Here is a 12675-nt window from a genome sequence, read left to right as displayed (position 1 = left end):
ATAAACTCAAATTTATATGATCTAGATATGGAGCGCTCGATACTTAGTGCTATATTATTTGAACAAGATAATCTAGGTGAGATATATGATATTATAGATGCTAAAGATTTTTATCTAAAAGGTCACGCAGATATATTTTTAGCTATGCAAAGCTGTTTAAATAGTGATGATCCAGTAGATATAGCCTTTGTCAAAAAACATTTAGGAGCTAAATTTGATGAAGAGGTCTTTAATAGCGTTCTTACTACAAATTCAATTTTAGATATTAAAAAGTACGCCACAGAACTTAAGGAATTTTCTATTAAAAGATCACTTGTAAAAGTAGCAAATCAAATCCCAAGCAAGGTAAATGAGAATAAGCCTGGCCGTGATATGGTAGATGAGATTAGTAGTCAGATATACTCTTTAGTAGATGGTTTTGGTAGTGGCGTGATTAAAAATGCTAAAGAGATTGTAACTGATTTAATAGAGGAGCTAAATAAGCATAAATTAGCCAAAGATCATGAAGTAGTTGGACTTGATACTGGATTTCGTGGGCTTAATGAGAGAACAAAAGGGTTTAAAGATGGTGATTTAATCATTATAGCAGCTCGTCCAGGTATGGGAAAGACGGCCTTTGTTTTAAATTTAGTCCAAAAAGTACTAGATCAAAATCTAGGTGTAGTATTTTTCTCTTTAGAGATGCCAGCTACTCAGCTAATGCTAAGAATGCTAAGTGCTAAAACATCGATAAATTTACAAAATCTAATGACATCAGATATGGATAACGATGAGATAGAAAAGCTTAGTAGTGCATGTGATCAAATGAGTCAAAAGAAGCTCTTTGTTTATGATAGTGGTAATGCTACAATTCATCAAGTACGCACACAGATGAGAAAGTTAAAAAGCTCCCATCCAGAGATTAAACTATGTGTAATAGATTATATCGGTTTGATGACTAACTCATCAGCATATAGTGATCGCCATTTGCAAATTGCAGAGATTTCACGTGGATTAAAGCTTTTAGCCAGAGAGTTAAATTTACCAGTTGTCGCTCTTTCGCAGCTAAATAGAAGTCTAGAATCAAGAGCCAATAAACGCCCGATGCTTAGCGATTTAAGGGAGTCTGGAGCAATTGAACAAGATGCTGATACCATTTTGTTTGTATATAGAAATGATGTATATCTAGAACAAGAAGAGAGAGAAAAAGAGCAAAAGGCTAAACAAGATGGCAAAGAGTATAAATCGCAATTTACTAGAAATAAGATAGAAGAGAGTGCTGAGATAATAATTGGTAAAAATAGAAATGGTCCTACTGGGACTATTGAGCTTGTATTTCAATCAGCTTATACTCGCTTTGTAGAGAAGTCGCATAATCACCCAGTAGAGATAGCAACTTTTGAAGGTTAAGATATAAATATGTGAATTTATTATGTTTTATTCACATATTTATCCAAATTCACAAATATGCTTAAAATAAGATAAATTAAATTTATAACTTTATAGAGCTTAAAGTGCGGTTTTAAGGTATTTTTATTAGATTTTCACATAGTGAAAAAGTAGTGAATAACTTTTTAAATTTAACTTTTTTGAAATAGCAGCCTTATGATACTTAAGATAAAATTTAGTATAATGCTAAAAAGTACAAAAAGGAGATATATGCAAAATTATGATAAAGATCTTGAAGCACAGGCATTTGAAGAGTTTCAGCGTGAGTTAGAGGCTAGATTTAAAGCTGAGGGCACTCCATCAAATTTTATGAAAAATATTGTAGCACTTAGTGCTATAAATTTTAGATTAGCAAAGGCAGTTTATGATTTAAAAAGCAATACTAAATTTGATGTATTTGCTGGAAAGACAAATTTAGATATAAATATCATAAATACAGAGCTTAATGAGCCAATATATACCAATGCTCCAGCTGAGCATACTCAAGCTATGATAGAGAAATTTAGCGATGAGTATGCTTTGTATCCTTCTTTATTTTTCTTTGGGCTTGGTAATGGAAATTTCTATACTAAGCTATTACAAAATCAAACTCATGAGAAGATTATTGTATTTGAACCAGAGATTGAGATTATATTTATTACATTTAATCTTTGTGATTTTGGTGCTGATATATTTCATGAGAGATTTATAGTAGTTCATCCTGATTATTATAGAGATGGACATATTGAGTTAATTTGTCATTATGATGCAGTTGCATCAAATATTAGAAATTATAATTTTCATATATATAGCGATTATTATGCAAAAAATTATGGCCAGATAGCTCAAAAGATAAATAATAAAATCATAGAATCCTCATCTAAAATGGTGCTAAATATGGGTAATGATGCACATGATAATCTTCTTGGTATAAAGCATGTAGTAGCTAATATGCCTCATATTTATAACGGCTACCAATTAAAAGATATAATAGATCTAAATATAGGTAAAAATAAAACCGCAATCATAGCTTCTACAGGCCCTAGCTTAAATAAACAGATTGAGCTTTTAAGAAAGGTCGCTCCACATGCGTTAATCTTAATACCTGATGCCTCATATCATGTACTTAAGATAAATGGTATTAAGCCTGATTTTGTCGCTACAATGGAGAGAGTTGAAAAGACTAGCGAGTTTTTTCAAAGTGAGCCAAGCCAATTTGATGATGGGATAATATTTATGGCCGCATCTCTTACTCATCCTAAGACAGCTTTAAATTTAAAAGATAGAAATAGATGCTATGCACATAGGCCAATTAGATTTGAATTTATCTTAAAAGATGATATTCCATTTATGTGTAAAGGTCCTAGCTCAGCACATTTTGCTCTTGATATGGCGCTTAGGCTTAAATGTGAAAGAATTATATTTATCGGACAAGACCTTGCCTTTGCCAAAGATGGTTCAAGCCACGCTAAGGGAAATATATTTGAAAATTATATAAAAGAAGATGGAACTATAACTATCAATCCAAATGCTAGACAAAGGCCGCAAACTGCCATAGCTTACGGTGGAGAGGGTGAAGTAAAAACTACTGATGTATGGAATTTCTTCCGTGGATATTTTGAATCTATGATGGAGCCAGCTCATTATGATTATAAATTTAAAGTCTATAATGCTACTGAGGGTGGGGCTAGAATTCATGGAACGATAGAAAAGCCTTTTAGTGAACTTGTAGATGAAATTTTAGCTGAAAATAGTATAAAAGAGATTATAAAACCTATGCCAATAAATCCACAAGATGCAAAAGATCAGATAAAAAGACAAAAAGAGCTAGTAGAGGATTTGATTAGATATGGTGTAGAAAAACAAAGGCTTTGCGAAGAGTTATTTAAAAAGATTAGCAAGGCAGTTGAGAATGCTAATAAAGAGATTGAGCGTGGCAAGGAGCCATACTATCCTAAATTTTATGAGCTAAAAGAGAGAATTGATAGATTTAAAAATAATCTAAAAAACGATGAGATCTTTGATAGAGTATATTATCATGTAGCAAATAATTTTTGTGTGCATCAAGAGATGGAATTTGGCGAGTTAATGGTGCGTCCTGAACGCACAAAAAGCGATAAAGATAAAAAGATATTTGAGTATGTTAGACAACATGGATACTACTTCTTTAGTCTTGCTGGGATGATGGAGGCTACTAGAGATACTATGAATGAGTCATTACAAAGCTGGGATGAAGAGTTTAAACTCTAGCTTTGCAAAGATGATTTAAAAAGCATTCGCTACAATTTGGCTTGAGTGCTTTGCAGGTGTAGCGACCGTGAAGCACCATAGCTTGGTGGAGGGTATTAAGCTCAGTTTTAAAGGCTTTTACTAGATCTATTTCTGTAGCTTGTGGTGTTTTAGCATTGCTTAATCCTAATCTATGAGATACTCTAAAAACATGAGTATCCACAGCCATTAAATTTGCATTTTGATACTCGATAAGCACTACATGAGCAGTCTTTTGTCCTACACCAGCAAGCTTTATTAAGTTTTTTTCATCAAGTGGAATCTCTCCATCAAAATCACTCATAACCGAATTTGCCATTTTAATTAAATTTATAGCTTTGTTATTAAAAAAGCTACAGCTATTTATGAGCAATTTTAGACTTGATAGATTGGCTTTAGATAGCGACTTTATATCTGGATAAGCTTCAAATAGTGCTGGAGTGATTAGATTTACTCTTTTATCCGTACATTGGGCTGAGAGCATAACAGCAACTAAAAGCTCATATAGATTTTTAAAATTTAGCTCAGTTTTGGCTCCATTAAAATGTTTTAAAAATAGAGCTTTTATTTCATTTATATCTTTTTTAGTTCTCATTTTTAAATTATAGCTAAATATAAAAAATATAATCTAAATTCAATAATATATTATCAAATTTATTGTATAATAGCCGACTTATTTTAAAAATTTAATACTTAAGGAAAAACAGATGAAAAAAGGTCTATTTCTAGCTCTTAGCTTAGCGGCTACTATGAGTCTAAATGCAGCAGTATTAGCTACTGTAAATGGCAATGAGATTACTGATAAAGATTTAACTCCACTTCTTGGCGCACATGGTGCAGAATTTGATAAAATTCCAGAACAAATGAAAAAACAGTTAATAGATGTGGCTATTAATGGTCAATTGATTTTAGAACAAGCTAAAAAAGATGGTGTTGAAAAAACAAAAGAGTATAAAGAAGCTCTTGAATTTAGCCAAGATAATGTTTTAAGAAATGTTTGGACACAAAATGAATATAAAAAAGTAAAAATCCCTGAAGCTGATGTAAAGGCATTTTATGAAAAAAATAAAGATAGAATTTTTGTAAGCCCAGCTCAAACAAAAGCAAAACATATCTTAGTAGCAACTCAAAAAGAGGCTGAAGATATAATCGCGCAATTAAAAGGCCTAAAAGGTGATGCTTTAAAATCTAAATTTAGTGAACTAGCTAAAACTAAATCAATAGACAAAGGTAGCGCTATGAATGGTGGTGAGCTAGGTTGGTTTGATGAATCTAGAATGGTTCCTGCATTTAGCAGGGCTGCATTTGCTCTAAAAAATGGAACAATCACTATAAAACCAGTTAAGAGTGAATTTGGATATCATGTAATCTTAAAAGAGGATTCAAAGGCTAAAACAACAGTATCATATGATAAAGTTAAAAAGAGCATAGAAGAGCAATTAAGAAGCGAAAAATTCAGATCTATAATGCAAGATAAAATGAACGAATTAAGAAAAGGCGCAAAAATAGAATACAAATAATAGGGGTATGATATGGGAGTAATAGATATCGTAAAACCTGGCGTAGTCTGGGGTGAGGATCTTAGCAAACTATACGAGTATGCTAAAAGTGAAGGCTTTGCACTTCCAGCAGTTAATGTCGTAGGGAGCCACTCTATAAATGCTGTAATGGAAGCAGCCAAAAAAGCAAATTCGCCTGTTATAGTGCAATTTAGCAATGGTGGTGCAAGCTACTATGCTGGTAAAGCATGCCCAAACGCAGATGTATTAGGAGCTATAGCCGGAGCTAAACAGGTTCATCTATTAGCTAAAGCGTATGGAATTCCTGTGGTTTTACATACTGATCATGCTGCTAGAAAGCTTTTACCGTGGATTGATTCTCTTATAGAGGCTAGCCGCGAGAATATCAAAAGTTGCAAAGTTCCTCTATTTAGCTCACATATGCTAGATCTAAGCGAAGAGCCATTAGAGGAGAATTTAGCTACTTGTCAAGAGTATTTAAAAACTCTAAGCGACCTTGGCATAGCACTTGAGATTGAACTTGGTGTAACTGGCGGTGAAGAAGATGGCGTAGATAATACAAATGTAGATAATGCTCTTTTATACACTCAGCCTGAAGATGTAGCTATGGCGTATGAGAGACTTGGCAAGATTAGTGATAAATTTAGCATTGCAGCTAGCTTTGGTAATGTTCATGGTGTCTATAAACCTGGTAATGTTGTGCTTCGTCCAGAGATTCTTAAAAATTCTCAAGAGTATATTAAGAGTAAATTTAATACATCTAGCAATAAACCAGTAAATTTTGTATTTCATGGTGGAAGCGGTAGCGAGTTAGCTGATATTAAAGCAGCAGTAAGCTATGGCGTGATTAAGATGAATATCGATACTGATACTCAGTGGGCATTCTGGGACGGTGTGCGTGGATATGAGGCTAAAAATCATGACTATTTACAAGGTCAAATAGGCAATCCTGAGGGCAGCGATAAGCCAAATAAAAAATATTATGATCCTAGAAAATGGCTAAGAGAAGGCGAAGAAAGTATGGTAAAAAGACTTTTAGAAGCTTTTGAGGATTTAAACTGTATCAATAAAAATTAAACTATTTAGCCAAAGATATCTTTGGCTAAATTACTTTAAGCTTAGCTATCTTTGATGGTTAATCTTAGTGTAATTAAAAGGAAATTTAAATGGAAAAAGAGAGCGAACTTGGCGAGATATCTCTGCCTGAAAGCGGAAATAGACAGAGTAAATTTGTATATTTTAAAATAGTTTTATTGCCGGTTTTAATTTATGTGGCTTGTCTGCTTTGCTATTTTGATGTTATAAAGCTTAATATTGGTCTTGATATTGTTGTAATAATGGGCGTTATGCTTGTTGTTGCTCTATTTTTTGCTAGACATAGCGCTGAACTTGGTTGTTGTTTATTTGAACAAAAAAAAGATATTTTTAAAAAAGATCTAAAAAATTATATTATTAAAACTCTTCTTACAATTGGTAAGGATAGAAAATCTAATGGTAGCTTTGATGAGTTTGCTTCTAGATATTCAAAAGATGTTAGAAATGATAATTTTGCATCTGTTGCAACTGGAGTCTTTCCTATGCTTGGTATCTTTGGTACTTTTATAAGTATTGCTATTTCTATGCCTGTGCTTAGCTCAGTTGATATGATAAGCCTTGAAAGTGAGATTACTAAGCTATTTGCAGGGATTGGTGCTTCATTTTATCTATGTGCTTATGGTATATTTTTAACTCTTTGGTGGATATTTTTTGAAAGATTTGGAATGAGTAGGTTTGAAAAACTTATAGCCAGACAAAAGAATGCTACTATACCATTTTTTTGGACTGCTGAGGAGATTCAGCAAAGATATATGCAAGAGACTTTAGGAAGTTTTGAAAAAATTGGCGTAATATTTGATTATGTTAGCAAGCAGGAGTTTTTTAAAGAGCTTGATAATGTTATAGAGAGAAAATTTGATAATTTTACAAAACTACTTAAAACAGAAGAGGACGCTGTCAAAGTAAGTAGTGAGCATATCAAGCAGACTATGGGAATGCTTATTAAGTCTCAAAGAGATCAAAAAGATATGATTAAAATTCACGCTGAAATTATCAATGTTTTAAATTTATTCAATAATAATATAAAAGAGCTTCAAATTAGATGGAGTGAAAACTATACAAGATTGCAAAGTATTAGCGATGAGCGCGTGGCAAGATTGGATAAGAGCGTAAATGACCTTGGTATGAATATTATGAAATTTGAGCGTTCATTAGAGGAGTTTAGTGTAAATATTCTTGATAAACAGCAACTTGCTCTTGATGGATTTAAAATAGCTATGATAGATGGTATGCAAGCATTTAGATATGTTTTTGATGAAGAGAGTGATAGCAAGGATAGTAGTTCAGCTATTGTTGAAGAGCTTAAAAAAAGCATACAAGAGATTGATAATGAAGCAAACATTGCTCTTGAAAAGCTAGAAAAAACTGATTATACAAGCCTATCAAAAGCTATTGATGATAGCAATCAAGCAGAATCAAAACAACCAAGCGATGAGAAGAATGATCAATGAGAATTGATATATCAAATGATGAAAAATCTAGCTTTTGGCTTAGTTTTGCTGGATTGATGACAGGGCTTTTTTTTGTATTTGTGCTTGTAGTTGGGGTTGTAGTTATACGCTACTCTATATCAGCCTCGCAATTAGTATATCTACAAAAAGATTTAAATGATAATATCGCTGCTTTAAATGCTGCTAATAAAGAGCTAAGCAAAAAACATGAGAGTATTAATCTATTTATTGAGAAGCTAAAATCAAATCCTGATAGTGCTACTATAGAAAAACTCTATAAAAATTTAAATTCAGATTTATCTAAATCAACAAGCACGATAAATAATAGCCTAGATGTTATTAGTCTAAAAAATGATGAGCTAACAACTCAAGTAGATAGTCAAGATGAGCAAATCAGTAATCTTAAAATAGAAATTGAGCAAAAAGATAGCGAGATTGAGATTCTTCAAAAAGATATAGAAATAACTAAAAATAGTTTAAAAAACTACGCCAAAATCAGAGAAGATATCGCAATTAACTTAAAAAGTAAGCTAGGAACTATAGCTCAAATTGACTCAAAAAGTGCTGAAGTAACTATGAATGCAGCTAAAATTTTTAATATCAACTCTACTGCTATTAGAGATGATGCTAAATTTGATTTAAGGCGTATTTTTAAGGTCTATTTAGACTATATTCTTTCTCCTAATATTGTAGAAAATATAGCTAAAATCACCATAGAGTGCCACACTGATAGCGATGGCGGATATCTGCATAATCTTGAATTATCACAAAAAAGAGCTTTAGAGATTATGAAGTTTGCCTATGCTACTTATAAAGATGAGAACTTAAGTAAATATCTAATTTCAACAGGTAAAAGCAATAGTGAGCCAATATTAAAAGATGGTCTAGAAGATCCAGTAGCAAGCTTTAGGATAAAAATTAAATTTGATTTACAAGATCCTAAATATTTTATTGATAAGGTTTTAAATCAGCGTGTCAATTGAACCAATCTACTTTAGAGGGCGTAGATTTTGGGTTTTGCGAGATGATTTAATAGGTGGCGAGTTTAATGGTAATAAAGCTAGAAAACTTGTCTTTTTGTTAAACTCAAATTTAAACCATATAAATCGCATAATCTCATATGGCTCAAGCCAGTCAAATGCTATGTATTCTATTAGTCTTTTGGCTAAAATGCGTGGAGTTAAATTTATATATTTTACCAATCATATTTGTGATTTTTTATTAAATAACCCATGTGGAAACTATGCTTATGCATTAAAAAATGGTATGGATATTAAAATAAGCTCTAATCCATCAAAATCAGCACAAAATGAGTGTAAATCAAGTAGCGATCTTTTTATTCCAGAGGGTGTAGCAATGCGCGAAGCAGAGATAGGATTTAAAGAACAAGCTAGAGTAATAAAAGATTATGCTAAAAAAAATAGAATTAAATTTGATATATTTTTGCCTAGTGGGACAGGGTGTAGTGCTGCATTTTTAGCAAAAAATTTAGATGATATGTTGGTTTGGAGCGTGCCTTGTGTAGGAGATACGCAATATTTAAAAAAGCAGATTTTAGCCCTTGATCCATTTAGTAAAGTTAAGATATTAAATCCACCTAAAAAATATCATTTTGGCAAGTTGTATCTTGAAATTTATGAGATATATAAAGAACTTTTAGATAGCAATATAGAGTTTGAACTTCTATATGATGGAGTAGGGTGGCTTACTTTGATGGATAATTTGGATAAATTTCAAAATGAAATTCTATATATCCATCAAGGTGGAATTTTAGGGAATATTACGCTTTTAGATAGATATAAACGCAAATTTAATAAATGAGTTTATATTTAGTTATTATATTTTAGATATACTTCCTTTAGCTAAATAATATAATTTAGCTCTTAATTAAATAAGATAAAATAAGGAGGAATAAGGCAAATTAATTGATACTAATTATCAGTTATAATTATATATAAATTTGAATTTAATCTTTTAAATGGTGCTAAAAAGAGCTTTTAAAAATATTTTTGATAATTATAATCAAAATAAGCTAAAATTTATAATAGCTATATTATAATAATAATTATCAAAATACTATAAAGGCAAGAGATGTCAGTATTAGTAATAGGCGCAGATGAAATAGCACCAATTAAGGCAGTTTTACAAGGATTAGGTGTCAGCAAGATTGAGCACTGGGATGCAAGAAATGAAAATAGGGTAAATCGCAAACCAATACCTCAAGAGGTAGAGTGCGTAGTAATGCTAACTAGTTTTTTAAATCATAATACGATGAAAAAGATAAAGTCTGAAGTTAAAAAACGCAATATTAAATTAGTTTGTGCTAAAAGAAGCGTAAGCTGTGTATATTGTGAGTATTGTAAGGTTTTTGGACTTGAGAGTAAATTTAAATGTGAAAGGTAAATATGACAGCAGTAATTTTTGGTAGTACAATGGGAAATGCAGAAGAAGCAGCAAATAAGATAGCAGCAAATTTAGGTATCGATACGGTTTTAAACATTGCTGAGACTTCAGCTGATGAGATAAATGGTTTTGATAAGCTAATTATAGGTTCATCTACTTGGGGAAGTGGAGATTTACAAGATGATATGGATGCTTTTGATTTTTCAGAGTTAAATTTAAGTGGTAAAACAGTTGCGCTATTTGGTGTTGGTGATAGCTCTAGCTATGATGATACATATTGTGATGCTTTGGGAATTTTGTTTGATAAATGTAGCGAGCTTGGTGCCAATATCGTAGGTGCTACAGCTGCTCCAAGTTTTGATTTTACTGATTCAAAAGCATCTAGAGATGGAGGATTTGTAGGTTTAGCGCTTGATTTTGATAATTATGGCGATCAAGTAGATGAGCAAATTGCTAACTGGTGCGATCAAATCAGAGCAAATTTCAGCTAATTTTTGATACAATTACGCAAAAATTATAAAGGATAAATATGCCATTACTTGATAGTTTTTGCGTAGATCATACTATTATGAATGCACCTGGAGTCAGACTAGCTAAGGTGATGAAAACTCCAAAAGGCGATGATATAAGCGTCTTTGATCTTAGATTTTGTAAGCCAAATTTAGATATTTTACCTGAGCGTGGTATTCATACTTTAGAGCATCTTTTTGCTGGATTTATGAGAGATCATTTAAATTCAAATAGTGTTGAAATCATTGATATATCTCCGATGGGGTGTAGAACTGGATTTTATATGAGTCTTATAGGTGTTCCTAGTATTGATGATGTGATAAAGGCGTGGAGACTCTCTATGGATGATGTTTTAGCTGTAAAAAGCCAAAGCGATATCCCAGAGCTTAATGAGTATCAATGTGGCACATATAAGATGCATTCGCTACAAGAAGCCAAAGAGATAGCTCAAAATATTTTAAATTTAGGTATTAGCTATATCGATAACGAGGCTATAAAGCTAGATTTTAATAAGATTAAATAAATGGTACCTGAGGTCGGACTCGAACCGACACAGGGTCGCCCCTACCAGATTTTGAGTCTAGCGTGTCTACCATTTCACCACTCAGGCATTAAAGAGTATAATTGTACTCAAATTCATATTAAATATAGCTAAAATATTTTGAATTTAAATTACATCCACTCAAGAACTTGAGTTATATCTTTAGCTACAAAAGTTTTGATAGATGATTTTTCTAAAGGCTTGTTTGGAGTAATTGCATTTTTAAATTTTTGCAGTGTTGCCTCTTTTAGTCTTGCATCAAGGTTAAAAATTTCTCTAATCTCTCCATTTAAACTAAGCTCACCGATAAATACGCTTTCTTTAGATATTGGACGATTGCGAAAGCTAGATATTATAGCAGCAACTACAGCTAAGTCGCAAGCTGGTTCATTTATTTTTACTCCACCTGTAACATTGATAAATACATCATAATGGCCAAGTGGAATCTCAAGCTTACGCTCTAAAAGTGCTAAAATCATATCTAAGCGATTTTTATCAAATCCAGTTGAGCTTCTTTTTGGGTAGCTGCTTTCACATACTAAGGCTTGAATTTCTACTACTAATGCACGACTTCCTTCCATTGTTACAGTAATAGCTGAGCCACTAACTGCGCTACCACGAGTAAAAAATTTGCTACTGATATCTTTAGCGCTTACTAGCCCATTGCTTCTCATCTCAAAGATACCAACCTCACTAGTTGTACCAAATCGGTTTTTAATCCCTCTTAAAATTCTAAGCTCTTTGCTGCTATCTCCTTCAAAATATAGCACTACATCTACCATATGCTCCAAAATTCTAGGCCCAGCTATAGAGCCTTCTTTGGTTATATGGCCAATGATAAATATTGCTATATCATCTTTTTTAGCTAGTCTCATTAGTTCAAATGTAATCTCTCTAACTTGTGATATAGAACCTGGTGCGGAGCTGATTTTATCGCTATATAAAGTTTGGATAGAGTCTATAACTATAGCTTTATACTCATTTTTAGCCACTTCAGCTAGTATAGATGAAAGATCAATCTCAGTAAGCAAAAATAGATTATCGCTATTAGCACTTAGGCGATCGGCTCTTAATTTGATCTGACTGGTACTCTCTTCGCCGCTGACATATAAGACTTTTTGATTATTACTGGCTAAATTTGAAGCGATTTTAAGAAGTAAAGTAGATTTACCAATGCCAGGACTTCCGCCGATTAAAACTAGCGAACCACTTACTACACCGCCACCTAATACAAGGTCAAGCTCATTATCACCAGTGGATTTTCGCTTTATCTGCTCTATTTGAATTTGAGATATTGGAGTTGCGTTATTTATAGTTTTAGTTAGTTTTGCTAATTCTTGGCTTACTTTTATCTGCTGGCTACTAAGCTCTATAAAGCTCTCCCAAGCACCACATTGCGGACATTTTCCCATCCATTTGCTCTGCTGATTTCCGCACGCTTCGCACTCAAATATAGTTTTTAATTTAGCCATTTTTACTT

12 protein-coding genes and 1 tRNA gene are annotated in these 12675 nt (G+C 32.5%); 10 read left to right on the top strand and 3 right to left on the bottom strand.

The features are described 5' to 3' along the window. On the top strand, nucleotides 1–1389 hold the full coding sequence (locus CVIC12175_RS04850) for a replicative DNA helicase (RefSeq protein WP_407932377.1): 1389 nt from the start codon (nucleotides 1–3) through the stop codon (nucleotides 1387–1389). A gap of 249 nt (nucleotides 1390–1638) precedes the next feature. Continuing rightward, nucleotides 1639–3657, top strand: coding sequence for a motility associated factor glycosyltransferase family protein (locus tag CVIC12175_RS04845; RefSeq protein ID WP_192940145.1), 2019 nt, complete (start codon nucleotides 1639–1641; stop codon nucleotides 3655–3657). On the opposite strand, the gene nth is transcribed toward CVIC12175_RS04845, so the two are convergent. Then, a complete protein-coding gene (gene nth, locus CVIC12175_RS04840) occupies nucleotides 3647–4270 on the bottom strand; it encodes an endonuclease III (RefSeq protein ID WP_086302697.1) in 624 nt (207 codons plus the stop codon). The genes CVIC12175_RS04845 and nth overlap by 11 nt on opposite strands. Nucleotides 4271–4382: 112 nt before the next feature. Between nth and CVIC12175_RS04835 the strand changes: the two genes are divergently transcribed. From CVIC12175_RS04835 to luxS, 8 genes are all read left to right on the top strand, one after another. Next, a complete protein-coding gene (locus CVIC12175_RS04835; RefSeq protein ID WP_086302695.1) occupies nucleotides 4383–5195 on the top strand; it encodes a peptidylprolyl isomerase in 813 nt (270 codons plus the stop codon). Nucleotides 5196–5207: 12 nt separating this feature from the next. After that, nucleotides 5208–6272 (top strand): class II fructose-bisphosphate aldolase, encoded by a 1065-nt coding sequence (gene fbaA / locus CVIC12175_RS04830; protein WP_086302693.1) that lies wholly within the window; start codon nucleotides 5208–5210, stop codon nucleotides 6270–6272. Between the two features lie 89 nt (nucleotides 6273–6361). Then, on the top strand, nucleotides 6362–7741 hold the full coding sequence (locus tag CVIC12175_RS04825) for a MotA/TolQ/ExbB proton channel family protein (RefSeq protein WP_086247212.1): 1380 nt from the start codon (nucleotides 6362–6364) through the stop codon (nucleotides 7739–7741). Further along, nucleotides 7738–8724 carry an OmpA family protein gene (locus tag CVIC12175_RS04820; RefSeq protein ID WP_086257208.1) on the top strand — a complete coding sequence of 329 codons (987 nt, stop codon included), beginning with the start codon at nucleotides 7738–7740 and terminating at the stop codon, nucleotides 8722–8724. The genes CVIC12175_RS04825 and CVIC12175_RS04820 overlap by 4 nt, the downstream gene beginning before the upstream one ends. Then, on the top strand, nucleotides 8714–9562 hold the full coding sequence (locus tag CVIC12175_RS04815) for a 1-aminocyclopropane-1-carboxylate deaminase (RefSeq protein ID WP_086257207.1): 849 nt from the start codon (nucleotides 8714–8716) through the stop codon (nucleotides 9560–9562). The genes CVIC12175_RS04820 and CVIC12175_RS04815 overlap by 11 nt, the downstream gene beginning before the upstream one ends. Before the next feature lie 270 nt (nucleotides 9563–9832). After that, nucleotides 9833–10144 carry a DUF2325 domain-containing protein gene (locus CVIC12175_RS04810; RefSeq protein WP_086249393.1) on the top strand — a complete coding sequence of 104 codons (312 nt, stop codon included), beginning with the start codon at nucleotides 9833–9835 and terminating at the stop codon, nucleotides 10142–10144. Nucleotides 10145–10146: 2 nt separating this feature from the next. Further along, nucleotides 10147–10635: a flavodoxin gene (locus CVIC12175_RS04805; RefSeq protein ID WP_086249394.1), complete on the top strand. Its 489-nt coding sequence runs from the start codon at nucleotides 10147–10149 to the stop codon at nucleotides 10633–10635. 38 nt (nucleotides 10636–10673) lie between these two features. Beyond that, nucleotides 10674–11177, top strand: coding sequence for an S-ribosylhomocysteine lyase (gene luxS / locus CVIC12175_RS04800; protein ID WP_086257206.1), 504 nt, complete (start codon nucleotides 10674–10676; stop codon nucleotides 11175–11177). 1 nt (nucleotide 11178) lies between these two features. On the opposite strand, the gene CVIC12175_RS04795 is transcribed toward luxS, so the two are convergent. Continuing rightward, nucleotides 11179–11264: transfer RNA gene (locus CVIC12175_RS04795), tRNA-Leu, on the bottom strand. Between the two features lie 62 nt (nucleotides 11265–11326). Then, a complete protein-coding gene (gene radA / locus CVIC12175_RS04790; protein WP_086256407.1) occupies nucleotides 11327–12667 on the bottom strand; it encodes a DNA repair protein RadA in 1341 nt (446 codons plus the stop codon). Between the last annotated feature and the right edge of the window lie 8 nt (nucleotides 12668–12675).

It is taken from the genome of Campylobacter vicugnae (genome assembly GCF_002139875.1).
GTDB lineage: Bacteria > Campylobacterota > Campylobacteria > Campylobacterales > Campylobacteraceae > Campylobacter > Campylobacter vicugnae.
Note: the sequence above shows the minus strand (reverse complement) of the source record. Positions and strands in the feature narration are given on the sequence as shown.

What these genes read in the sequence shown, in the direction of transcription:
- CVIC12175_RS04845 (WP_192940145.1), top strand. Translation starts at nt 1,639, where the DNA reads ATGCAAAATTATGATAAAGATCTTGAAGCACAGGCATTTGAAGAGTTT.
- nth (WP_086302697.1), bottom strand. Translation starts at nt 4,270, where the DNA reads ATGAGAACTAAAAAAGATATAAATGAAATAAAAGCTCTATTTTTAAAA.
- CVIC12175_RS04835 (WP_086302695.1), top strand. Translation starts at nt 4,383, where the DNA reads ATGAAAAAAGGTCTATTTCTAGCTCTTAGCTTAGCGGCTACTATGAGT.
- fbaA (WP_086302693.1), top strand. Translation starts at nt 5,208, where the DNA reads ATGGGAGTAATAGATATCGTAAAACCTGGCGTAGTCTGGGGTGAGGAT.
- CVIC12175_RS04825 (WP_086247212.1), top strand. Translation starts at nt 6,362, where the DNA reads ATGGAAAAAGAGAGCGAACTTGGCGAGATATCTCTGCCTGAAAGCGGA.
- CVIC12175_RS04820 (WP_086257208.1), top strand. Translation starts at nt 7,738, where the DNA reads ATGAGAATTGATATATCAAATGATGAAAAATCTAGCTTTTGGCTTAGT.
- CVIC12175_RS04810 (WP_086249393.1), top strand. Translation starts at nt 9,833, where the DNA reads ATGTCAGTATTAGTAATAGGCGCAGATGAAATAGCACCAATTAAGGCA.
- CVIC12175_RS04805 (WP_086249394.1), top strand. Translation starts at nt 10,147, where the DNA reads ATGACAGCAGTAATTTTTGGTAGTACAATGGGAAATGCAGAAGAAGCA.
- luxS (WP_086257206.1), top strand. Translation starts at nt 10,674, where the DNA reads ATGCCATTACTTGATAGTTTTTGCGTAGATCATACTATTATGAATGCA.
- radA (WP_086256407.1), bottom strand. Translation starts at nt 12,667, where the DNA reads ATGGCTAAATTAAAAACTATATTTGAGTGCGAAGCGTGCGGAAATCAG.